Source organism: uncultured Arcanobacterium sp. (assembly GCF_947253055.1).
Taxonomy (GTDB): Bacteria; Actinomycetota; Actinomycetes; order Actinomycetales; family Actinomycetaceae; genus Arcanobacterium_A.
The window spans coordinates 1-23,309 of sequence record NZ_CAMXYE010000011.1 but is presented as its reverse complement, the minus strand read 5'-3'; the positions used below and the strand labels follow the sequence as shown (position 1 = coordinate 23,309).

Sequence of the window (23,309 nt, the reverse complement as noted above, 5' to 3'; positions counted from 1 at the left end):
AGCTACGAGCTAGGCGGTGAACTAAGCTACGAGCTAGAGAGCGAGCTAGACGGCGGTTAAATAAGCAACTAGGCGGGCGTAGAGTGTGGGAACTAGAACATTACCGCGAAAAAGACCGCTAGAGATACCAATTTTTTCTATTTAGTAGGATAATAGAGTAGAGCTGTGCAGCGCAGAAGCGCGAGGAGCCGCTAGTGGCTCTACTGCCCCGCCGGGGTGGTAAGCAGCTTGGTTGTGTCCACCTACTTTAAGGAGTCCATGTGGCAAGCATCGAGGCCGTAGCCTCTCGCGAAATTCTTGATTCCCGCGGTAACCCCACTGTTGAAGTTGAGGTACTGCTTGATAACGGCGTATTTGCCCGTGCCGAAGTGCCTTCTGGTGCTTCCACCGGTGCTTTCGAAGCGGTAGAGCGCCGCGACGGAGATAAATCTCGTTACCTTGGTAAAGGTGTAGAAGAAGCCGTAAATGCGGTTACAGAAGTAATTGAACCAGAAATTCTTGGTTATTCTGCCACTGATCAGCGTCTTATTGATCAGGCTTTAATCGATCTAGACGGTACGGTAAACAAAGGCAAAATTGGAGCGAACGCCATTCTGGGTGTTTCGCTGGCAGTAGCTAAGGCAGCTGCGCAGTCGGTAGGTCTGCCACTTTTCGCTTATTTGGGTGGCCCGAATGCCCACGTATTGCCGGTACCTATGATGAATATCCTCAACGGCGGATCCCATGCGGATTCCAACGTAGATATTCAGGAATTCATGATTGCCCCGATTGGAGCTCCGAATTTCCGGGAAGCTCTGCGCTGGGGTGCCGAAGTGTATCACGCTTTGAAGTCGGTGCTGAAAGAGCGGGGTCTCTCCACTGGTCTTGGTGATGAAGGTGGCTTTGCTCCGAATCTGGAATCGAATGCGGCCGCTTTGGATTTGATTTGTGAAGCTATTGAGAAGGCGGGCTTGGAGCCTGGTGCCGATGTGGCTCTCGCTCTCGACGTCGCTTCCACCGAATTCTTCACCGAAGGCGGTTATCGCTTTGAGGGAGAAATTAAGTCCACGGAATACATGGTGAATTTCTATGAGCGCCTAGTAGCCGATTACCCGTTGGTATCTATCGAGGATCCGCTTTCGGAAGATGAGTGGGATGCCTGGGTAAGTCTGACGGCAGAACTTGGAGATAAGGTACAGCTGGTTGGCGACGATCTCTTCGTAACCAATCCGGAGCGTCTGCACAAGGGCATCGAAATGGGAGCAGCAAATGCGCTGCTGGTGAAGGTAAATCAGATTGGTACCCTCACCGAAACCTTTGATGCCGTAGAAGCTGCCCACCGGGCTGGCTTCAAGACGATGACTTCGCATCGTTCGGGAGAAACGGAAGATACCACTATTGCTGATTTGGCAGTAGCCACCAACTCTGGCCAGATTAAGACCGGTGCGCCGGCACGTGGCGAGCGGGTGAATAAGTACAATCAGTTGTTGCGTATTGAAGACGAGCTAGTAGATGCGGCTGTTTATGCTGGCCGTTCTGCTTTCCCGCGTTTCAAGAAATAAGGCTAAAAGATAGTTAAAAGAATACACGGGAGGGGTCCAGCGGGCTCCTCCCGTGTGTATAGTTACGGAACATTTATTCGATTAGTTAGACTTGCAGCATGGCTTCCCGTCGTCCCTATTCCCGTTCTGCCTCTTCTGGCAAACAGCGCTCAGTTTCGCGCCGTGGAGTGCGCGCGGACGTACCGGCGCCGAAAAAACCGGGTAATGCGAAAGTGGGAAAGGTGAAAAAAGCGGTGCCGCCGCGCCGGCCACCGAAAGCGGGGGAAGTGCATTCCGGTAATTCTTCCCAACCGGGGCTAACGCAACGCTTAGGTAATGATTGGAACGTGGTCTTAAAAGGAGAAGGAAAGACCCGCCAATTTTCGCTGCGTTTGGCTTTTATTGTAATTACGGTGATGCTTTCGCTCGTGATAGTGGCTAATCCCTTGCGCACATTTATCTCACTGCAGGAAGAGAAAAGGACTCTGGCTGCTACTTTGCAGGAGCATACGGAGCGGGAAAAAGAGCTGCGCAATGAGATTGCGCTCTGGAAAAATCCACTTTTTGTGCAGGCACAAGCGCGGGAGAGAATTGGTTACGTGCTGCCGGGGCAGACTCTCTATGTGGTAGAGCAGAAAAAGGCGCAAGATGGAGAGACAGCTGCTGCCGAAAGAATAGAAAAAATGCGGAAAGAGCGCTTAGCGGTCACGCCTTTTTATTTGACTATGTGGGAATCTCTCCAGCTCGCTGGAGGAGTTGCTAAGAACGATGCCGATAGCGATGAAAAAACTACCGATTTAGAAGATACTCCCATATTGAAAATGCCAGAAGGGAATACCTCAGAAGGACAAACCTCAGAAGGGAAGACCGGATGAAGATTGCTATCCCGCAGCTTTCGCTCGCGCAGCTGCGGCAAATTGCCCCGGCCGCTTCTCTAGCTACGGAAGCAGATAGAGAAATTTTACGTCAACAGCTAGGGCGTATTCCGCGCGGTTTAGTGGGAATAGCGGCTCGGTGCCGCTGTGGTAATCCGGCCGTCACTATCACCTATCCACGCTTGGAAGACGGCAGCCCTTTCCCCACTACTTTTTATCTTTCGCTCCCATCTTTGGTGAAAGAAATATCTCGGATAGAGAGCACCGGCGGTATGGAAGCGATGAATGAAGAGCTGAGGGTTAACGAAGAACTGGCTGCCCAGTATCGCCACGCGCATGAAATCTATGTGCAAAGGCGGGAGCTTATGGAAGAAGTACCGGAAATAGCGGGAAAATCGGCTGGTGGTATGCCAGATAGAGTAAAATGTCTGCACGCCTTGGCTGGTTATGCGCTCGCAGTGGGAGCGGGAATATGCCCGTTTGGAGATAGAGCCTTACAGCAAGCTGGTTGGGATGCCAAGATTTGCCGCTGTGGGGCAGCAGCACGCAACTAGAAAAATTTCGGAGCGGGGTGGCAAGCTAGTACTTGTGAAAGTTGCAGGAATTGATTGTGGTACTAATTCGATACGTCTACTTATCGGTAGCGTAGATGCCAAGCAGGAAAAAATAACTGATGAGCTGCGGCGCATGGAAATAGTGCGCTTAGGAGCCGGGGTAGATAGCACGGGGCGTTTTGCGCCAGCGGCCTTGGCGCGCACCCTAGATGCGGTAGCAGATTATGCAGCAGAATGCCGCCAGCGAAAGGTAGATTCGATTCGTTTTGCCGCTACTTCTGCTACGCGCGATGCGGAAAACAGAGAAGAATTTATTGCCGGGGTATATCGCCGATTAGGTGTATATCCGCAGGTATTGAGCGGAGAGCAGGAAGCAGAGTTTTCTTTTCAAGGGGCACTCTCTGCCCTCCCTATTACGGAAATTCCCCCACGCCTGCTCACGGTAGATTTAGGGGGAGGATCTACGGAATTTACCCTGGGCACAGCAGCGGGAGAAGTGCAGGCTGCGGTGTCGATGAATATCGGTTCAGTGCGGATGCGCGAGCGGCATTTACACTCTGATCCACCTACCGCGGCGGAAATAGCGGCGGCGCGGGCAGATGTACAAAAAGCTCTTGATGCAGTGGAAGCAGAAATAGATTTTACGGCGGCTGCGGCGGTAATTGGTTTGGCCGGAACCGTCACTTCGCTTACGGCTTTCGCACTGCAGCTACCTAGCTATGACCCTGCGCGTATTCACGGGAGTGTTTTGCGCATTGCGGAGATTTCCGCGGTGGCAGAGTGGTTTCTGCAGGCCACGCCGGCAGAGCGGCGGCAGTTGGGATTTTTACATCCGGGGCGAGTAGATGTGATCGCTGCTGGCGCCTTGGTGTGGCAAGAAATAGTGCGCCGGATTGCCGCGCGAACTGCCGATAGCGCCGCTCCCGTGCGCGAAATAATTACTTCCGAACACGATATTTTAGACGGTTTAGCTTTGTGGGCGGCTCACCAGCCGCAAAAACCAGCGTATATCTAGAGCTAGTTCTGCCTACAGTTAGCTAACTGGGGGCAGAAAATTTTCTAGCAAATTAGGAAACTATAAAGGAATCTCTACTGATAGCTTTGCTGAGAAGTGCGGATATCCGTCTTATCGGCGATTCGCATTCTGTAACGGCCACGCAGTTTCGTGGCTGCGCCGCCTAACACGGCAGAGATTAATGTACCTGCAAGCACGGCCACTCGGGCATGAGCGCTTTCCGCCGTTCCCGGAGTGAAAGAAAGGGTGGCGATGAGCAGAGAAACTGTAAAGCCGATACCTGCTATTAAAGAGATTGGCATAATATCGTAGAGATTTATCGTATTTTCCAGTCGGAGGGGGAAGACCTTCGTCATAATAAATACTCCGCAGGTGATACCTAAGAACTTTCCGAGAGGAAGTCCTAGATAGACGCCTTCTGCAATTGGGTCGGAGAGCATATCGAATACGCCGCCGGTATCAACTACGTTTACTCCGGCAGCAAAGAAAGCGAAGATAGGCAGGACGAAACCGGCGGAAAGGAATTCCAGCTTTTCGGTGAAGACACGCGTCAGGGAGCTATCTTCGCGGGTGCGCTGTTTTGCCGGCACGGTGAGGCCAAGAGCTACTCCGGCAATAGTGGCGTGGATTCCGGAGAGGTGCATGAAGTACCAGGCGAGAATGCCGAGTGGTACCAATATATACCAGCGGGTAATACGCTTCTGTGCTAAGAAACCAAATAGCACAATTACCAGTAAAGAAGCTCCGAGGTACAAGAAGTTTAGGTCAGTGCCGAAGAATATAGCAATCAGCATGATGCCTAGTAAATCATCGACCACCGCCAAGGTCATTAGGAAAGTGCGGGCAGCTGGAGGAAGCCCTTTTCCGAACAGGCTGAGGACGGCGAGAGCAAAAGCAATATCTGTGGCTACGGGGATGGCCCAACCTCCGTAGTGAGGAGTGTCAGAGAGAATTTGAACTACGAGATAGACGCCGATGGGGCCCAGCATTCCACAGACTGCAGCTAGCATAGGCACTAGTGCTTTGCGAATATCGCGCAGGGATCCGACGGTGAATTCTTCTTTTAGTTCCAAGCCCACTATAAAAAAGAAAATAACTAGTAGGCCATCGGAGGCCCAGGCGGAAAGGGAAAGATTTAGATGCAGAGCTGCTGGGCCGAAAGTGGTGGAGGCGAAAGTGGCATAAGCTGCGCGCCCTGCTGCGGTGGGGAAATTTGCCCAAATCAAAGCAATTACAGCGCCAATAATTAATACCAACCCGGCCATAGTTTCATTTTCTAAAGAATACCGATACCGCTGCAGTATATTTCTATTCGCCATAATTGCCTCTATTCTGAGTATGGGTTGACCAATTACCTTCTGCTTAATTTTACTTTTATTAGGAGCGGAATAGTAAATAAATCCTATAGGTTAAATCGTACTGAGATTTTTGGGGTGGAGCGTGAAAAGAAAGTGGGAAGTAAGATAGATAACCTTTTCTTTTTTGTAGAGAGCTGGCTTCTAATTTTATATCGCAGAAAATACTGCTAAACTTAGCAGGTGTTGCTCAGTGTAGCTATTTTTAGGTAACTAAAAATAGGGCGAGCAATTGCTTCGCCGGCAGCGCCGGCAAGCGCCCCCATAGCCCAATCGGCAGAGGCAGCAGACTTAAAATCTGTCCAGTGTGAGTTCGAGTCTCACTGGGGGCACCCCTTAAAACGGCTTAAACAAGCGGAAAAGCCGAAACGGCACACTTTCAAAACTGCCCTTGCGTGCCCTATGCGTGCCCATGAAATAAAAATCTTTCCGTATTACCCGTATTTCTCAGGCGACGCGCTCTGCACCTTGGCTCGGATAAGCTAAGAGGAAAGCCGGGGCACTGTAACCGCGCCAAGCAAAAGCTTCCGCAATTTTTTCGGCGCACATTTCCACGCGCTCTCTTTCCAGTAAGGCAATTGCGGCTCCGCCAAATCCACCCCCGGTGAGGCGAGCTCCGTATGCTCCATTCGCCAAAGCTATCTCTACCGCCGTATCCAGCTCAGGAATAGATACTTCAAAATCGTGGCGCAAAGAAATATGCGATTTTTGCATAGCTTCTCCTAGCCGCCGCCAATCTTCTTGTCGTAAGTAACTAATAGCTGCTTGAGTATGAGAAATTTCGCTAAATACGTGATGTACGCGCCGGCGGACGATATTTTTCCATTCGGCACTTCCGTACCCTGTTGGCACATTCTGCTCCGCCCATTCTTCGGCTACTGCCAGTGGTTCGGATACCGTTCGTAAGTAGGGTTGGCCGGCGTAGGCGGTTACAGCGTCAATCACCTGCCGGCGGGAACTGTACTGCCCATCGCGTAAAGAATGCGGTATGCCGGTGTCGATCACTAAAATAACTAAACCTGCTGCCTGCAGTGCACAAGGAATCTGCTCATAGCTGCCTTTAGCAAAATCAATCGCCAGTGCGTGATCTACCTGACCGAGTAAAGAAATATGTTGATCGATACCGCCGGTCGGTGCGCCCGCCACTTCGTTTTCGGCGCGCTTCGTGCTGGCAACAAGGGGAAGTCTTTCAGCCTCTGTGAGCGTATGGCCGCTAATAATTTCTTGGGTAGCCAAGGCGGCTGAGCAGCCCAGTGCGGCAGAAGAAGAGAGCCCTCCACCGATAGGTACTTCTGAATAGAGAGCTAAATCGAAGCCCTGCCCGGGCCCTAATGCCGTCCACACCGCACCTACTACGTAACTTGCCCAGTTATCTGGATTGCGTAACCCTACTTCGGAAGTGGGAATCTCTACTAGCTGCGGTTCCCCGCCGGGGCTCACTACCCGGTAGACGCCGGCGTTATTGGGGGAAGCTGCTAGATAGGCTCGCTCCGCTAAAGCGAAAGGTAGGCACACTCCGCCGGCGTAGTCCACGTGTTCACCGATTAAATTAGCTCGCCCCGGAGCAGCCCAAACTCCCTGCGGTTGGTAGTTATAGCTCGCTTGAAAGAGGGCGCGTGCCGCGGCGATACTTTGGTTTGGAGCGGCCTTCGGAAGCCATTTTAGAGGAGTACGGGTCATGCCTTTTTCTGCTCAGATTCTCCGCGCAGCTTAGTGAGGAACTGGATGGTACGCGGTTGGGTGGGATTCTTAATTAACTCACGAGCGGGCCCGGATTCTAGCACGACACCTCCGTCTATAAAGAGTGCCGTATCCGCTACTTCTGCGGCAAAATCCATCTCGTGCGTCACGATAACCATAGTCATATTCTCGGCCGCGAGAGCGCGAATAATATGGAGAATTTCTCCGGTGAGTTCCGGATCCAGGGCGGAAGTAGGTTCGTCGAAATAAAGCATACGGGGGCGGCGCGCCAATGCGCGGGCAATAGCTACGCGCTGCTGCTGGCCTCCGGAAAGTTCACTGGGATAGGCGTCGGCTTTATCGCTCAGATTCATGCGTTCTAGAAGAGCAAGGGCTTCTTTGCGCACCTCTTCTGGATTGCGTTTTTGCACCTTGCAAGGGGAATCCATCAGATTGCGCAGCACGTTCCAGTGCGGAAAAAGATTAAAATCCTGGAACACTAAACCAAAGTCATGGCGAAAGCGCCGGGGGTCTCCTGTCGATACTTTTTCGCCATTTTCTTTTTTGAAAGCCTGCTCGCCAAAATAGCAAATCTCGCCGTTATCCATTTCTTCGAGAAAAGTGGCACAGCGCAGAAGAGTAGATTTTCCAGATCCAGAAGGCCCCAGAATAGCTACTACTTCTCCTTCTTCTACGCGCAGCGAAACTCCTTGCAGCACTTTATTGGTGCCGAAGCTCTTTTCCATATTAGTAATAGCTAATGCTTCCATAGCAGTTCCTCGCTTAAATATGGTAGACGCCGAGGCGTTTTTCAATTTGGGCCATAAAGGTAGCCACCAGCAGGTTGAATACCCAATAAAATACTCCGGCCGCAATAAAAGGCACCATAGTGGCATGGGCTGCGGCAATTTGCTTGGAAATAGTGAATATCTCCGCGTAGGCAATGGCGAAGGCGAGCGAAGTATCTTTCACCAAGGTGATTACTTCATTAGTGATAGAGGGCAATACCGTGCGAAACATCTGGGGAAGTTCGATTGATAGAAAAGTGCGGGCACGTGAGTAACCCAGCACGTAGGCAGCTTCGCGCTGCCCACTAGGAATTGCTTGAAAGCCTCCCCGATAAATTTCGGCGAAGTAGGCTGCATAATTTATGGCGAAAGCGATTACCACTGCATAAAAACGGTAAGCAGAGCTAATTTGTACGCCGAAAAGGAAATAAGGTCCGAAGTACACCACCATTAATTGCAGCATCAGCGGAGTGCCACGCATAAGAGAGATATAGAACTGCGTGAGCCAGGCCAGCGGTTTTAACCGAGATACTCGCCCACCGTATACAACTAAACCCAGCGGCATAGAAAGCACGAGGGTGAGAGCAAAAATAATTACGGTATTTACTGCTCCGCCTAGCAGTTCCGGCATATAGGTACTTATTAGATCCATAATTTTCTCTTTTTGCTGTAACCGGGCGCGCCCACATGGTTGCAACCTAGGCGCGCCCAGCTACCTTACTACGGTAGAAGTAGGAAAGATTCTGCCTTACTTATGCCTTACTTAGCCGGTTCGTTAATCACCGCATCTTGCAAACCGTACTTTTCCGCCAGTTTGAGGAAGGTGCCGTCTCTGCGCATTTCGTCGAGGGTATTCTGCACCTGATCGCGCAGTGCTTCGTTGCCGAGCTTAAAGCCAATTCCGTACTGTTCAGTCTGTAGTTCTGGCTGCATGATGGTGAAAGCACCAGCTTGGCGCTTATCGAGCTGGAAATGAGCCACTCCCAAATCAACTACAATAGCGTCGGCTGCACCCGCTTCGATATTCATAAAAGCGGTGTTGTATTCTGCCACTTCGGTGAGTTCCTTAAAACTCGCCACTAAATCTTTATTCTTTGCATCTTTCAATGCGGCCAGACCTGAGGAATCAGCCTGTACATTTACTACTTTCCCAGCTAAATCTGCCAGAGTTTTAATTCCAGAATCGCTCTTGGTCACGACGACGATGGAATTATCTACATACGGGGAGCTCCAAGTGTATTTATCTTCCCGCCCAGTAAGAGTAAAGCCGTTCCACAGGCAATCTACGGTACCGGAGTTGAGCTCCATATCTTTAGAATCCCAGTCAATAGGCTGCTTTACCAGTTTCCAGCCGTTACGATTAGCTACTTCTTGCGCTAAATCAATATCGAAGCCGACGTAATCATCGCCCTGCTTATAGCCATAGGGTGGGAAATTAGCATCGAAGCCGATGGTGAAAGTATCGCCTTCTGCTTTTCCGGCATTCTTTGCCTTTGAATCATCATTTCCGCAGGACATAAGCGAAAATGCTAATAGTAGCCCAACTCCCAGAGCTAATACTTTTTTCAGTTTCATATTTTTACCTTTTCTATCAACCGCAGGCTGTGCCCGCCTGAGCATAAAAGACTCTTTTAGCCTAACAGTCAAGCTAGAGAGAGGGAAATACAAGAGCTATAAAGAAGCGCATTTCTCATAATTTGATTTCCTAAAAGGCGAAAAAAATGCCAGAATCAAAGGGTGTTACTTTCAGATCGCGATATATACGCATACGTAGAATCCGGGAAAATTTCTTTAGATCCTTGGGATCCGGAAATGGTGCAGCCATCTTCGATAGATATTCATTTAGATAGATATTTTCGTCTGTTCAATAATCACCGCTATGAAGTAATAGATCCAGCGGCGGAGCAGGAAGAATTAACTGCGCTGCTCGAAGTGCCGGCAGATGGCGTATTTGTGTTGCATCCGGGGGAGTTCGTTTTAGGTTCCACTTATGAGCGAATTTCTCTAGCTGCCGATATAGCTGCTCGTTTAGAAGGTAAATCTTCCCTAGGGAGATTGGGTTTACTCACGCACTCTACCGCTGGTTTTATAGATCCCGGTTTCTCCGGGCACGTGACTTTGGAACTCTCTAATACTTCCACTATGCCGATTAAGCTCTATCCCGGCATGAAAGTGGGGCAGTTCTGCTTCTTCCAGCTCTCTTCGCCAGCCCTGCGCCCCTACGGACAAGGAGCAGCTCATTCTCGCTATCAAGGGCAGCGTGGGCCTACCGCTTCGCGCTCATATCTAAATTTTCATCGCGTAGATACTTCGCGCGAGCTCTAGGGAATATCGCGCGAGCTCCGCTCTCTTCTCGTTCTGGCTCCGGACGGGCGTATTTTACCGATAACTGGCTTTCTGCCGGAGTTTCCTCGCTTCTTCCGCTGGCAGCTCTCCCGTAGTTTCACTAGTATAGAGAGAAGGTATCGGCAGAAATATCTTCCTATCGGCGTACTGGCAGGTGTAGCGCATATCAGTAAAGTGCGCTTTCTGCGGTATACCTCGCCGGTGCAAAAATTTTCGAAGCGCATTTTGAAGGAGCGGCATGCTGATATGTCTGGCGTTATTCATGGCGGGAGCTCTGCTTGCACCCCCCTTGATGCGCAAAGGCCGCCTCGGATTCGTAGTGCTCTCCATCATTCCGGCCGCTATTTTTTGTTATCTGCTCTCGCTAGCTCCCGGCATTTTCCGCGGAAAAAGCAGCAGTGAGTTTTGGCCTTGGGCGCCGCAACTGGGGATGAATCTCAGCTTTCGAATAGATCAGCTCTCTTGGCTCATGGCTCTGATAGTTACCGGCGTCGGGGCACTCGTACTGTTCTACTGCAGTCGGTATTTTTCGGCGACGGCGCGCGGAGTACCTCGTTTTGCCGCGGTATTCACAGCTTTTGCAGCAGCGATGCTCGGTTTAGTGACCACCAACAACACTCTTTCCCTCTATCTTTTCTGGGAACTCACCACCGTATTTTCCTTTTTACTCATCGGCCATAATTACCATACGAGTGTTTCCCGCCGTGCCGCTATGCAGGCAATTATTCTCACCACCGCTGGTGGTCTAGCAATGCTGGTAGGAATCATAATTCTCGGGGAATTACCCGGTGGATCTTATGAAATTACCGAATTATTAGCTAGTATTCAGAGCAATCGCCTCGGAGTCGATCAACTCACCGGCCACACTGCCACTGCGCTTTTGAATACGGCAGTTGTGCTTCTCATGGCCGGAGCTTTTACAAAATCCGCCATAATTCCTTTCCACTTTTGGCTCCCCGCTGCCATGGCTGCCCCCACGCCAGTATCTGCGTACTTACATGCGGCCGCTATGGTAAAAGCTGGCGTCTACTTGGTGGCGCGTTTCGCCCCCGGCTTTGCTGGCTATTCCATCTGGCAGATTGGTATTCCGTTATTTGGAATCTGTACCTTATTGTTGGGCGGCTATCGGGCGCTGCGGCAGTACGATTTGAAGCTGGTACTCGCTTTCGGCACCGTTTCTCAGCTGGGTTTACTAATGATTCTTGTCGGCTACGGCACCTCGGCCATGCTCCTGGCCGGCTTAATGATGTTGCTGGCACACGCCCTCTTCAAATCAGCTCTCTTCCTCTCTATCGGCATTATCGATTGGGCAGTCGGGACACGAGATTTACGCCAGCTCACTGGGTTGCGTAAGAAAATGCCGGTGACGGCGCTCTTCTCGGCGCTCGCCGGAGCTTCAATGATGGGCCTACCGCCTTTTGCCGGATTTGTGGCAAAAGAAGCTGCCTTACATACTCTAATTGGCAGTGATTTTCGTGCCACAGTTACTTGGATTGCCATTGCCCTCGGTTCAGCTTTTACCGTCGCTTATACGTTGCGCTACCTTTGGGGAGCTTTTGCCGATAAGGAGAATGTAGTAGAACTAGCGGTAAAAGAGCGCTCTTGGATGCTGCTCGGGCCAGTAATTATACTTTCCCTCTCGGGATTACTGGTCGGTATAATCGGCGGGCCGTCTTTAGAGCGGCTCCTCCTCCCTTATGTGGAGTCTCTACCCGGCGAAAGTGGCCATCTGCTGTTGTGGAGTGGTTTCAGTTGGGCTCTCCTAATCACGCTCCTAGTACTTTTGAGCGGGTTCGCGATATTTGCGCTGCGCCGCCCGTGGGAGAGAATCACTGAGAAACTGGAGTTTCCCCTGCGCGCCTCCGGTCTTTATCAGAAGAGTATCGACGGTTTAGAGAATCTTTCCGGATACGTCACTGGTTTTACCCAGCGCGGTTCTCTGCCTGCTTACCTCTCCTCAATTTTATTTTTCACCCTACTGGTGGGGGGAGCGGCCCTGCTAGGTGGTAATTTGCAGATTCGCCCCGCAATTCGGCTATTCGATACACCCGCGCAGCTGGCGGTAGCGGTAATAGCTGCGCTGGCCGCTATTTTCGGCGCCCGCGCGCGGCACCGCATCAAAGCAGTTCTGTTAATTGGAGTATCGGGCTATGCGGTCGCTTTTATCTATGAACTATACGGAGCTCCTGATTTAGCACTCACTCAAACTCTGGCCGAAACCATGAGTCTAGTGGTCTTTATTTTAGTATTGCGCCGCCTGCCCATATATTTTTCTAATCGACCGCTCCGCCTGGTCCGGCAAATGCGAATTCTGCTAGCTTGCACGATTGGAATAAGTGCGGCACTAATCACCTGGCTGGCAGCCGGGGCGCGCACCGCTACCCCAATATCCCAGCAGTTCCCCGCCGAAGCCTACTACTACGGCTATGGCAGCAATATCGTAAATGTGACGCTAGTAGATATTCGCGCCTGGGATACGCTCGGCGAAATATCGGTAGTGGTGGCAGCCGCAGTAGGGATTTCTTCGCTACTATTTATTAGAGATAGAAAAGCTCGTATCGACCGTTTCCGCAACCTGCTCCAGCCCGGGAATTCGGTGCGCGTCTGGGAGCACCCCCAAGATAAAAAGGGAGAAGCTCCTGCTTGGGACGCACGGCGCGCGCGGCAAATCGAATCTACCGTACGGGCCTCTGGGCGCAATCGGCTCTGGCTAGCCGGCAGCACTTCTCTATCCAGCCCGCGGCGTTCGGTAATCCTGGAGGTAGGCACGCGGCTCGTATTCCATACGATTATTCTTCTTTCCCTCTATTTCCTCTTAGCTGGTCACAACAATCCGGGAGGCGGTTTTGCGGCCGGAATAATGGCTGGCACTGCGCTGGTACTGCGCTACGTAGCAGGTGGGCGCTATGAACTTGGAACTGCTATACCGCTCCACCCGGGTCACCTCCTCGGGGGAGGTTTAGCCTTGGCTGCCATCGCCGCGCTCGCTCCCACCTTTTTCGGCGGTACGATTCTACAGAGCGCGAAATTCCATTTCTCTCTTCCTTTGTTCGGGCCGGTAAATCTGGCCACCGCCATTTTCTTCGATATCGGAGTATTCTTCATCGTCGTCGGTTTAGTGCTAGATATTCTGCGTTCTCTCGGTGCGGAAATAGATAGACACGGTGAAAAAGAAGGAATTTCTGACGAAGTAGAGATGGCACTTTTACCGCGCGAGGATATACGCCGGGCAGCGGCGGAAGCAGCAGAAGCGGCAGCTCGTTATGCAGCAGATGAGGAGGAAGCTCATGCCTAGTTCTTTAGCTCTTTTAGTGCTGGCGGCGGTACTGATCTCCGTGGGAGTGTATCTAATTCTGGAGCGTTCGCTTTCTCGCATCGTGCTCGGACTTACCAATTTAACTAACGGAGTAAATATTCTTTTCTTAATCGCCGGTGGGAGGACGGGGAACCCGCCGTTAGTCGGGAAAACTGATCCGCAGACTATGTCAGATCCTTTGGCGCAAGCGATGATGCTCACGGCCATCGTTATTGGTCTCGGCACTACGGCGTTTTTGCTTGCGATTGGATATCGTTCCTGGCAATTAAATGGGAATGACGAAGTGCAAGACGATTTAGAAGATAGACGAATTTTGCGCCGCGCAGAGCGCGCCCGGCTCGCCGCGCGGGCGGAGGGAGCGGCTCGGGTAGAAGAAGATGCGCCGCAGGCACATGACGATACGGAAGGGGAGCTAGAAGATACGGAGCTCACGGGAGAAATAGATCCAGTCTTCGATAAACCCCGCCAGCAGCCAGCTAATATAGTGGCAACTATGCAGTCGGAGGAGCAAGCATGAATTGGAACTTTTTGCTCGCCATTCCCATAGTGTTGCCGCTGCTCGGAGCGGGGCTTTCCTTAGCTTTTGCTTCTATTCGCCGGCTGCAGGGCATAATTTCCGCCACTGTATTAGCGATAGCGTTGGGAGTGGCAATTGCTCTAGTCGTAATGTCTAGCGAAGCACCCGTAGTTTTGAATATTGGTTCGTGGGCTGCTCCAGTAGGTATCGTGCTTATAGCCGATAAATTATCGGCAATTATGCTCCTCACCTCTATCACTGTCACACTGCTGGTATTGCTTTATTCTCTTGCTCAAGGTGCCGCAGACGGAGATGATGCTGCACCTATTGCCGTCTACCACCCCGCATTTTTAATTCTTTCTGCCGGGGTATCAGATGCTTTTCTAGCGGGCGATATCTTCAATATGTATGTGGGCTTTGAGATGCTGCTGGTATCTTCTTTTGTGCTCATTACGCTGGGCGGTACCCGAGATCGGATGCGGGCAGGCACTATCTATATAGTAGTTTCCCTTATATCTTCAGTAGTTTTCTTGGTTGCCGTCGCGCTCATATATGCTTCCACCGGTACCGTAAATATCGCGCAGCTCGCTTTGCGGATTCCGGATATTGATCCGGGGGTACGCCTCGCAATTCAAGCCTTGCTCTTAGTAGCTTTCGGAATTAAAGCTGCTATTTTCCCACTTTCGGCTTGGCTGCCGGATTCCTACCCCACTGCTCCGGCACCGGTCACCGCGGTATTCGCCGGATTACTGACTAAAGTCGGGGTCTACGCCATTATTCGCACGCAAGTATTACTCTTCCCCTACAACCGGCTCGGGATTATTCTGGGAGTTTTTGCGCTGCTCACCATGCTGATCGGAATCCTCGGTGCCGTGGCACAGGTGGATATTAAACGCTTGCTTTCCTTTACGCTGGTATCGCATATCGGTTATATGATTTGGGGAATCTCCGTATCTTCGGTGCACGGGCTGGGCGCAGCGATTTATTACACAATGCACCACATCGTAGTACAGACCACGCTTTTCCTGGTGGTGGGCTTAATTGAGCGGCACGGGGGCACTACTTCTTTGACTAAACTGGGATCCCTCGCTAAAACCGCGCCTCTCATCGCCGTGTTCTATATGCTTCCCGCTTTAAATCTAGCTGGTATTCCGCCTTTTTCGGGATTCTTTGGAAAAGTTGGGCTTATGCAGGCTTCTCTCGAGCGTGGATTGTGGATTGATTGGGCTTTAATAGCCGGAGGCATCATCACTTCACTCCTCACGCTCTACGCCGTCATGCGGGCGTGGAATATGGCTTTCTGGCAAATTCCTCCGGAGGAGTTGCCCCAGGTGAAAAGCGTCCCCGGTACTACTTATGCCACGGGAGTGCTGGTAGCTATTACTTTAGGTATTTCGCTCTTCGCCGGCCCGATAAATTCCTATACGCAAGCGGCGGGAATGGAGCTCACGCAGCGTATGCCATACGTGGTAGCTGTATTCCCGGAAAACGCCCGCGGAGAAGGGATATCGCCGCAGGTAGTGGAAAAAGAAATGCAGAATGAGCGGCAAAGTACCCGGCAAAACGAGGGAGGAAGTCATGAGTAAATCGGCAGCTGCTATTCGCCGTTCTCGGTTCCATCCGGCTCGTTTCCCGCATGCCTCGATGGGGTTAATTCTCTGGCTCACTTTGGCGTGGGTGTTAATCTGGGGAGATATCTCAGTAGGTAATTTCGTAGCGGGATTTTTACTGGCTTTATTTATTACTACTTTGGCTCCTTTCCCGGCTACTCCCTACGACGGGCGATTTCGCCCGCGGGCTCTCGGGCGGCTCCTTTTCATATTTTTCGCCGATATTTTACGGGCTTCGTGGATGCAAGGAAAATTTATTCTCCGAGGGCGCGTGCCGCGCGGCGCTATTATTCGAGTGAAACTGCGTTCGCATTCGGATGTATACTTGGCAATCGTGGCAGGAATGACGGGTTTGGTGCCTGGGTCGGTAGTGGTAGATGCGCATCGAGCCACCGGCACTCTCTATGTGCACGTATTCGATATGGATTTAGCAGGTGGCATAGACGGTATTCACGCCACGGTGCTCGAACAAGAAGAGCGGGTCTTGCGCGCCTTGGCTTCTCATGAGGAGCTGATAGACGCCGGATATGTGCCGGGAGATTCTCCGCAGGCGGGTAGGCTTCCTACTCCCTATGCTCCTCCGAGCGGTGAACCGCGTAGAGCAGGAGAAATACTATGATTTATGTACTTATTGGCTGCGCAGTATTGCTTTTTTGTGCCGCCGTTTTAGTCCTCTATCGCATAGTGAGAGGGCCTACTTCGCTAGACCGTATGGTCGGAGTAGATATGATGACGGCAGTTTTAATTGGCGGTTTTACACTTTTAGCGGCGAGCTCGCGCCGCGGTGATCTCTTGCCGGTGCTGGTAGTGCTTTCTCTTATCGGTTTTATCGGTTCGACCACTTTGGCACGTTTTATGCCGCCAATTGCTCCGCAACTGCGGCAAAAATTGGCGCGGCGGGCGGCGGAAAGAGCTGAAGAGCTGCACCAATCACAGCCTTTTAGCGATTTACGCCCGAGCCAGCACCTCTCAGCGGCTCGGGGAAAAGCAAAATCGCCGAAACCGCTGCAAACTCCGGAATCTCCGCGGCCGGAGAATCAGCACGAATCTTCAGAGTTAGCGATTCCGGAAAAGAATACTGCGGAGGCTGATTCGGAGCACGCGGGGAAGGAGCAGCTATGAGTGCTGGTACAATAGCGGATGTCTTAGGGGCAATTTTCCTGGTAGCTGGCAGCATTTTTACTTTGATTGCGGCGATTGGTATGGTGCGCTATCCGGATTTGCTTTCTCGCCAACACGTAGCTACAAAACCGCAAGTATTTTCTCTTATTATGTTCATGTTGGGAGTAATATTTTTGGTGCGAGAGGCCTCTATGACCTGGACGCTGCTTTTAGTGATAGCCTTTCAACTGGTTTCTTCGCCGATTTCTGCACATATGCTGTCTCGTTCGGGCTACCGTACGGGGCGGGTACAGCCAGCAGAATTAGTCATAGATGAATTAAAAGAGGATATAGACCGCGGTACTGACTACGTGCAAATGTAAAGAGAATAATTGGAAAGGATATTTCGATGCATATAGGGAAGAAAATTTTAAGTTATGGTTTGGGCTCGGTAGCTGGATTTTTAGCCGAGAATCTGCTGACGCTTTTTTGGAAAAAAGGTTTGCACAGGGAACTTCCACAGCAAGGGATAGCTAATTCAGGAAAAATTGGAGTGCAGCTTTTCATATTCACCGCTGTGAGTGCCGCAGTAAGTGCGGGTATCCGGTTACTTCTGGAGGAAAAAGGCCGAAAAGCTCTCCCGTGGCTTTAAGGTATATCTACTACTAGAAGTATGTAATAATTTTTGCTTGTTATATACTTAGAAATACGACAGGGGAGCACCACTGCGGTGCTGAGATTGCGTTAACAATACCCTCGCACCTGATCCGGATAATGCCGGCGAAGGGAGTCGGGTTTCTCAATTCTGGACGCGGTTTGCTGCGGCAGGCTATGTATCCGGAATACCCCTCCGAATAGATAATTGTAGGAGGAAAAATGATTTCATTAAAGAAGACGGCTGTGGCTTTGGCTGCCGCTGCGCTGGTGCTAGCTGGGTGCAGCGCCGCTAATTCAGGAGATAAGAAAGCTGACGGCGCCGATAAAGTCGTCACCATTCTCACCCACGATTCTTTTAAGATTTCGGAAGAAGATATTAAAGCTTTCCAAGAAGAGAGCGGCTACCAACTCAAGACGGTTTCCGCCGGTGACGGTACTGTACTTAATCAGCTGTTGATTAACAAAGATAAGCCGGTAGTAGATGGCTTCTACGGCGTAGATACTTTTCAGGCTGCCGAAGTAATTAACTCGGGTTTGGCAGAAGAATTTGTGCCGAAAGGTCTGGAAAAATCCGATACCGTGGAAGGGAAATTAGCTCCTATTGATCGCGGCGATGTCTGCTTAAATGCCGATAATCGGTGGTTTGCAGATAAGAAGATTGATATTCCGAAATCTTTTGACGACCTATTGAAACCAGAGTATAAGAATTTGACGGTACTCACCGACCCCTTGCAGTCCACCCCTGGGATGGCATTCCTTGCGGCCACAGTCTCTACTTATGGAGATAAGTGGACTGAATACTGGAAGGATTTACTGGCCAACGGTACTAAAGTCGTAAAGGATTGGTCTACTGCCTACTACACTGAGTTCTCTGGTTCGGAAGGAAAAGGAGCCTACCCGATAGTGCTCAGCTATTCTTCTTCTCCCGCCTACGAGAAAGGCGCTACTTCTTCTCTGAATGATACTTGTATCAAGCAGATTGAATACGCTGGAGTGACCAAGGGAGCTAAGAATGCAGAGGGTGCAAAAGCATTTATCGAATTCTTACTCACGGATAAAGTGCAGAAATCTATTCCGGAAAATATGTACGTCTACCCCTATAAGAAGAATGTAGAGCTGCCGAAAGAGTGGGCCACCTATGCACCACTTCCGACTACGGTAATTGAAGCAGATATTCAGAAAGTGGGTGCGGAGCGGAAAGCTTGGCTGGATGAGTATTCCAAGATATACCAGGAATCCACTAAGTAACTGCTAAATAACTACATAGAAGAAATATTCTATGAAGCTGATTTCTAAAATAGGCTGGGGCAGTGCCGTAGCACTGCCCCTAGCCTTTTTAATTATTTTCTTTATGTGGCCGGTCGGAGCGATGCTGCTCCGCGGGCTATTCGGAGTAGATGCAGCTGAAGCTTCTTTTCTGGGCGGCATGGTGGATCTACTGCGCGAAGAGCGCACTTGGCAGATTATTTGGCAAACTCTCTGGATGGCGGTTGCGGGCGCATTTTTCTCTATACTGTGCGGCGTACCTGCTGCCTATTTGCTGTATCTACACGATTTCCCCGGCCGGCAGCTGTTGCGGGGGTTGCTGACAATCCCCTTTGTGCTCCCCACAGTGGTAGTAGGTATCGCTTTTCGCTCCTTGCTAGGCGGCCCGCTCGCTTTTTTGAATATAGCTAATACCCCGTGGGCAGTAGTACTCGCCATGGTGTTCTTCAACTGCGGGCTCATCACTCGCATGGTAGGAAATATGTGGGCCAGTATCGATCCGTGTACGGAACAGGCGGCGCGCACTCTTGGAGCCAGTCCCTATCGAGCATTCTTCGGCATCACCTTGCCGCAATTAGCTCCGGCGATAGCAGCGGCGGGCGGCCTGGCTTTCCTCTATTGCTCTACTGCATATGGGGTAGTGACTACGCTGGGTAATCCGGGCTACGGCACTATTGAGACGGAAATATATATTCAGACCGTCACTTTCTTTGATCTTGATAAAGCAGCTATGCTCTCGGTGCTGCAATTTATAATCGTGCTCTTGGCTCTGATTGTGGGCACGCGCCTCACTGCCCGCACGGAAACGGCCCTGCAAGTGCGCCCGCGTTCCCGCCGCTCGCTGCGCCAGGCGCCGCTGCTGCCAAAAATAGTCACCTTACTGGCGTTACTCCTAGTGCTTTTCCCCATTGCTTCCCTTATTCTCAATTCTTTCCGGTATCAAGGTCATTGGACGCTCGATAACTACCGCCTTCTCTCCACCACCGGATTCGGATTTTCGGGTGGCACTTCGGTATTAGAAGCTATCGATCACTCGGTACGCATCGCTTTCGATTCTATGATTTTTGCCTTGTTGGTGAGCGTACCTTTGGCATTGGTACTTTCGCGGCGCGTCCAGGGGAAATGGTTACAAGCACAACGTTTCTTAGACGGCGTCACCTTGCTGCCACTCGGGGTCTCCGCAGTTACAGTTGGTTTCGGATTTTTAATAACTTTCGCCGGTACCGATATAGCTAATTCCGGTCTCATCGTGCCTTTAGCACAATCGGTAGTAGCCTTACCGCTGGTTATCCGGTCTTTAGTGCCGCTGTTGCGCGCTATCGATCCGCGGATGCGGGAGGCTGCCAGTGTCCTAGGTGCCACCCCGGCCCAAGTACTTCGCACTATCGATATGCCATTTTTATTGCGCGGTATCGGGTTGGCGGCGGGCTTTGCTTTCGCCGTTTCCCTCGGCGAATTCGGGGCTACATCTTTCCTCGCTGATCCAGCTTATTTGACCTTGCCAGTAGTGATTGTAAAGCTCCTCTCGCGAGCTGGGCAGAATAATTACGGCATGGCGCTGGCGGGAGCAGTGTTATTAGCAGTGGTGACGGCGTTCGTAATCATTGGTGCAGAGTTTATTGGATCGCGGAATCGCGATGAGCAAAGAATCGGACAAATATAGTGATGAATGAAAATTATGCTTTAGTGGTAAAAGAAGCAGATGTCACTTACGCTAACGGCTTCACTGCCGTGCACGGTGCTTGTTTGCAGGTACCCGAAGGGGAGATAGTGGCTTTGCTCGGTGCCTCTGGTTCCGGGAAATCTACTTTATTGCGGGCAATAGCTGGTTTAGAGCAGGTGACGGCCGGAAATATCTATCTCTATGGCAAAGATTTAGCGCAGGTACCTGTGCACAAGCGAAATATCGGCATGGTATTTCAAGACGGGCAGCTTTTCCCCCATCGCAATGTGGCGCGGAATATCAGCTACGGTCTGGAAATGCACCGGATGCCGCGTGCCCAGATAAAAGCACGGGTAGCTGAGTTACTGCAGCTAGTAGATTTAGCGGACTACGGGGAGCGGCAAATATCTACGCTTTCGGGTGGGCAAAAGCAGCGGGTGGCTTTAGCTCGCTCGCTCGCTCCCTCTCCACAGCTACTTTTGCTCGACGAACCACTTTCGGCGCTCGACCGCAATCTGCGCGAAACTCTGGCGGTGCAGCTGCGGGAGATAATTAAACGCACGGGAATTACAGCCATCTTCGTCACCCATGATCACGACGAAGCAGATGTAATGGCAGATCGGGTCATCGTCATGGAGAAAGGCTATTTGCGCGAAAACTAGCTGGCATATTTCGGCGGTAAAAGGCGAAGGCTGGAAGTTACTGCGCGAACTGGTACTGGTATGACGCTTTGAAAAATTAAGCGCCTTTGCAAAGTAAAAGCAGCTCCTATTGGTATCTATTGGAGAGCGGGGTTGTACCGGAGGGAATTTACCCGGCAGCTACATTCAGTAGAGATGTTTATACTCTGCGAAATTTTCCCTTCGGCGCGCAGTTCCAATAGCCGTGGCACTACGCGATCGCGCACATGCCAGGGGTCAATGGTATTTACGTAAATTTTTGTGCCCCCTTCGAAACCGGCCAAAGTAGATACGCGCCATTTCAGCAAGACTCGCCAAGGCATATTCACATCGGCGTCAATCGGCTTGCAATACCACTCTTCATTACAGGGCACGAGCGGGCCGGTGGCGGCGTGCATAGCGTGAATCAGATCCGACATAGCGGCAATTTCTTCCCGGCTATGCTCCCAAGGCTGGCAGTGACTGGAGCGTGACCACACTTCCAAAGTTGGATAGCGGTGGCCAAATCCGGCAATAGCTACCGCATGCTTATTCTCGGCAATCACTAAATTGTGGTAGCCGGCGTAGTCTACAGCTGCCTCATTGTAGAGATTGGGGTTTTGCCGGACTTTTTCGAGTTCTATCTGCCCGTTGATAGGGCGCTGGTCAATAGCCACTAATTGCTTGTGTAGATGGTCAAAAGAGGCTCCCGCTGGTTTTAACCAATTTTGGAATACCTGAATATAGCGAGCGTAGCGATTTGCTTCATAGAGATCTTTCATCGCATCGATAGTGAGGCGAATATACCAGAGGTGCTCTTGCGGGGTGAGTGTGCCCGCAGAAGCTAACTGACTATCGTTTTCTGCTCCGTCTACGAAGTGCCGGCGGGCGATGATTAAATCGTGCCCGGAACCAAAAAGCGCGCGGGCGTACTGCATCTTTTCTCTATCAGATAGCTGCTCCCACGCTTCTTCGCTGTACTGTGCCCCGAGTTTAACGCGCAGTATATTCAGTACATGTGCGCGCCCGGCCGGGTCGGCAATATAAGATTCCATATTGTGCTGGGCTGCCGGAGAGAGCTGGTAGCCATAATTTTTTTCCCAATAATCGAAAGAAACTATCTCAAAAAGATTTGGCACGCGGCGGAATTCCCATTCGCGGGTGAGCATCTCTACGCTAGTGGATTTATAGATGACGGCATCGTCACGTTTCTTTACGAGGCGTGCTTTCTCCGGTGGGGTTTCGAGAATTCGCTGCGTACAAAAAGCACAGTGATGCCCGAGCTCTGCAGGATTTAGCGGATGAGGGTCGGAAAGTTTTATATCCAAAGGTCGATTAGCTCTACCAGGTACCGTCCAGACCTCAGTGCCGGAAAAAGGATTCCACTGTTTGATGGTGCCGTCGGCCATCCTCGTCAAAGGCTCGCGTATCGGGAAATTCATATTCTCACTCTACTATTAAAGAAATTTTGCCCATTTGGTTGAGCACTCTAATTATATATAACTGCTGAGCCAGAGGTGAATGTGGTGTGAGGTTAATGTATTAAAGATGGATTTTCTAGAGAACTCTGATAGACCAAATAGTATGGATGCAGGTATAAAAGAAGAACGGCTTCCCCGCGCAATTTGGGTATTGGTGGCAGCGGCAGTGGCGATAGCTTTAGGTTATGGAATAGTGGCTCCGGTATTGCCGCAATACGCTAAGAGTTTTTCGGTCACTAATCTGGCTGCCACTTTCGTGGTTTCTGCTTTCGCACTGCTGCGTTTGAGCTTTGCGCCTGCTTCGGGTTGGCTTTCCACTAAATTCGGGGAGCGCCGAATGTATCTTTTCGGCATCGCCATCGTGATGATTTCTTCTTTTGCTTCGGCTTTTGCGCAGAGCTATCTGCAGTTATTGATTTTTCGGGCGGCCGGTGGCATCGGTTCTGTTACTTTTTCCGTAGCGGCGATGTCGATGATTTTTAAGCTTGCTCCTCCTACTATGCGCGGGCGAGCTTCTGCCGCCTACGGAGCAGGTTTCTTAATTGGAAATATCGCTGGCCCCGCTGTAGGAGCCTTACTCTCTGGTTTGGGCTATCGGTGGCCTTTTTTTATTTATGGCTGCTTTTTAATTATTGCGTGGTTGATAGTGAAGATAGCTATTGGCCCGGACGTATTTCTTCCCGCAAAATCGCCGCTTCCACCGGAAAAATCGACGGTGGATTCAGAATCTGCATCTGATTCAGCTGCGGCTGTGCCGGAAAAATCGGAAAAAGCAGCAAAAGCGGCAAAAGCGGCAAAAGCGGCCAATCATTCTGCTCGCCCCGTAATCACGGTGCGAGAAGCTCTCCAGCTGCGGCGTTTTCGCATTACCTTATTGACTGCCTTCTCCCAAGGGTGGACGAATAT

22 protein-coding genes, 1 tRNA gene and 1 riboswitch are annotated in these 23,309 nt (G+C 51.0%); of the genes, 17 read left to right on the top strand and 6 right to left on the bottom strand.

The features are described from left to right. Positions 1–260: 260 nt before the first annotated feature. From eno to Q0X35_RS01535, 4 genes are all read left to right on the top strand, one after another. Entirely contained in the window at positions 261–1,541 is a 1,281-nt protein-coding gene (eno, locus tag Q0X35_RS01550; RefSeq protein ID WP_297564685.1) for a phosphopyruvate hydratase, read from the top strand. Between the two features lie 98 nt (positions 1,542–1,639). Further along, positions 1,640–2,395 carry a septum formation initiator family protein gene (locus tag Q0X35_RS01545; protein WP_297564684.1) on the top strand — a complete coding sequence of 252 codons (756 nt, stop codon included), beginning with the start codon at positions 1,640–1,642 and terminating at the stop codon, positions 2,393–2,395. Next, entirely contained in the window at positions 2,392–2,949 is a 558-nt protein-coding gene (locus Q0X35_RS01540) for a DUF501 domain-containing protein (protein ID WP_297564683.1), read from the top strand. The genes Q0X35_RS01545 and Q0X35_RS01540 overlap by 4 nt, the downstream gene beginning before the upstream one ends. Before the next feature lie 34 nt (positions 2,950–2,983). Next, positions 2,984–3,964, top strand: coding sequence for a Ppx/GppA phosphatase family protein (locus tag Q0X35_RS01535; protein ID WP_297564682.1), 981 nt, complete (start codon positions 2,984–2,986; stop codon positions 3,962–3,964). Between the two features lie 74 nt (positions 3,965–4,038). Here the strand turns inward: Q0X35_RS01535 and nhaA are convergent, their stop codons facing one another. Continuing rightward, complete coding sequence (gene nhaA / locus Q0X35_RS01530; protein ID WP_297564680.1) at positions 4,039–5,283, bottom strand: Na+/H+ antiporter NhaA; 1,245 nt, start codon at positions 5,281–5,283, stop codon at positions 4,039–4,041. Positions 5,284–5,577: 294 nt separating this feature from the next. Here nhaA and Q0X35_RS01525 point away from each other — a divergent pair. Beyond that, positions 5,578–5,651: transfer RNA gene (locus Q0X35_RS01525), tRNA-Leu, on the top strand. A 115-nt stretch (positions 5,652–5,766) separates the two neighbouring features. Here Q0X35_RS01525 and galK read toward each other — a convergent pair. From galK to Q0X35_RS01505, 4 genes are all read right to left on the bottom strand, one after another. Then, positions 5,767–6,999, bottom strand: coding sequence for a galactokinase (galK, locus tag Q0X35_RS01520; protein WP_297564678.1), 1,233 nt, complete (start codon positions 6,997–6,999; stop codon positions 5,767–5,769). Continuing rightward, entirely contained in the window at positions 6,996–7,769 is a 774-nt protein-coding gene (locus Q0X35_RS01515; protein WP_297564677.1) for an amino acid ABC transporter ATP-binding protein, read from the bottom strand. Before Q0X35_RS01515 ends, galK begins: the two co-directional genes overlap by 4 nt. A gap of 13 nt (positions 7,770–7,782) precedes the next feature. Beyond that, positions 7,783–8,439: an amino acid ABC transporter permease gene (locus Q0X35_RS01510; protein ID WP_073996814.1), complete on the bottom strand. Its 657-nt coding sequence runs from the start codon at positions 8,437–8,439 to the stop codon at positions 7,783–7,785. 107 nt (positions 8,440–8,546) lie between these two features. Beyond that, positions 8,547–9,362, bottom strand: a complete 816-nt coding sequence (locus tag Q0X35_RS01505) for an amino acid ABC transporter substrate-binding protein (protein WP_073996813.1) — start codon at positions 9,360–9,362, stop codon at positions 8,547–8,549. A 162-nt stretch (positions 9,363–9,524) separates the two neighbouring features. Here Q0X35_RS01505 and dcd point away from each other — a divergent pair, with 162 nt between their 5' ends. From dcd to Q0X35_RS01450, 11 genes are all read left to right on the top strand, one after another. After that, complete coding sequence (dcd, locus tag Q0X35_RS01500) at positions 9,525–10,112, top strand: dCTP deaminase (protein WP_073996812.1); 588 nt, start codon at positions 9,525–9,527, stop codon at positions 10,110–10,112. Positions 10,113–10,371: 259 nt separating this feature from the next. Further along, positions 10,372–13,428 carry a Na+/H+ antiporter subunit A gene (locus Q0X35_RS01495; RefSeq protein ID WP_297564673.1) on the top strand — a complete coding sequence of 1,019 codons (3,057 nt, stop codon included), beginning with the start codon at positions 10,372–10,374 and terminating at the stop codon, positions 13,426–13,428. Continuing rightward, positions 13,421–13,966 (top strand): Na(+)/H(+) antiporter subunit C, encoded by a 546-nt coding sequence (locus Q0X35_RS01490; protein WP_073996810.1) that lies wholly within the window; start codon positions 13,421–13,423, stop codon positions 13,964–13,966. The genes Q0X35_RS01495 and Q0X35_RS01490 overlap by 8 nt, the downstream gene beginning before the upstream one ends. Beyond that, positions 13,963–15,552 (top strand): Na+/H+ antiporter subunit D, encoded by a 1,590-nt coding sequence (locus tag Q0X35_RS01485; RefSeq protein ID WP_073996809.1) that lies wholly within the window; start codon positions 13,963–13,965, stop codon positions 15,550–15,552. The genes Q0X35_RS01490 and Q0X35_RS01485 overlap by 4 nt, the downstream gene beginning before the upstream one ends. Then, a complete protein-coding gene (locus Q0X35_RS01480; protein ID WP_297564669.1) occupies positions 15,545–16,195 on the top strand; it encodes a Na+/H+ antiporter subunit E in 651 nt (216 codons plus the stop codon). The genes Q0X35_RS01485 and Q0X35_RS01480 overlap by 8 nt, the downstream gene beginning before the upstream one ends. Further along, positions 16,192–16,698: a monovalent cation/H+ antiporter complex subunit F gene (locus Q0X35_RS01475; protein WP_297564667.1), complete on the top strand. Its 507-nt coding sequence runs from the start codon at positions 16,192–16,194 to the stop codon at positions 16,696–16,698. Before Q0X35_RS01480 ends, Q0X35_RS01475 begins: the two co-directional genes overlap by 4 nt. Further along, the gene (gene mnhG, locus Q0X35_RS01470; protein ID WP_297564666.1) at positions 16,695–17,060 is read left to right on the top strand and encodes a monovalent cation/H(+) antiporter subunit G; all 366 of its coding nucleotides are present in this window, start codon (positions 16,695–16,697) and stop codon (positions 17,058–17,060) included. The genes Q0X35_RS01475 and mnhG overlap by 4 nt, the downstream gene beginning before the upstream one ends. Positions 17,061–17,086: 26 nt before the next feature. Next, the gene (locus Q0X35_RS01465) at positions 17,087–17,329 is read left to right on the top strand and encodes a DUF4235 domain-containing protein (protein WP_297564664.1); all 243 of its coding nucleotides are present in this window, start codon (positions 17,087–17,089) and stop codon (positions 17,327–17,329) included. A gap of 51 nt (positions 17,330–17,380) precedes the next feature. After that, positions 17,381–17,483, top strand: a riboswitch (TPP riboswitch). 70 nt (positions 17,484–17,553) lie between these two features. Continuing rightward, entirely contained in the window at positions 17,554–18,582 is a 1,029-nt protein-coding gene (locus Q0X35_RS01460; RefSeq protein ID WP_297564662.1) for a thiamine ABC transporter substrate binding subunit, read from the top strand. 31 nt (positions 18,583–18,613) lie between these two features. Next, the gene (locus Q0X35_RS01455; RefSeq protein WP_297564659.1) at positions 18,614–20,263 is read left to right on the top strand and encodes an iron ABC transporter permease; all 1,650 of its coding nucleotides are present in this window, start codon (positions 18,614–18,616) and stop codon (positions 20,261–20,263) included. Between the two features lie 2 nt (positions 20,264–20,265). After that, a complete protein-coding gene (locus tag Q0X35_RS01450) occupies positions 20,266–20,925 on the top strand; it encodes an ABC transporter ATP-binding protein (RefSeq protein ID WP_297564657.1) in 660 nt (219 codons plus the stop codon). Between the two features lie 116 nt (positions 20,926–21,041). On the opposite strand, the gene Q0X35_RS01445 is transcribed toward Q0X35_RS01450, so the two are convergent. Further along, positions 21,042–22,364, bottom strand: coding sequence for a DUF4921 family protein (locus Q0X35_RS01445; protein ID WP_297564655.1), 1,323 nt, complete (start codon positions 22,362–22,364; stop codon positions 21,042–21,044). A gap of 142 nt (positions 22,365–22,506) precedes the next feature. On the opposite strand from Q0X35_RS01445, the gene Q0X35_RS01440 reads away from it, so the two are divergent. After that, positions 22,507–23,309: MFS transporter (locus tag Q0X35_RS01440; RefSeq protein ID WP_297564653.1), on the top strand; the 803-nt coding region annotated here is incomplete at its 3' end.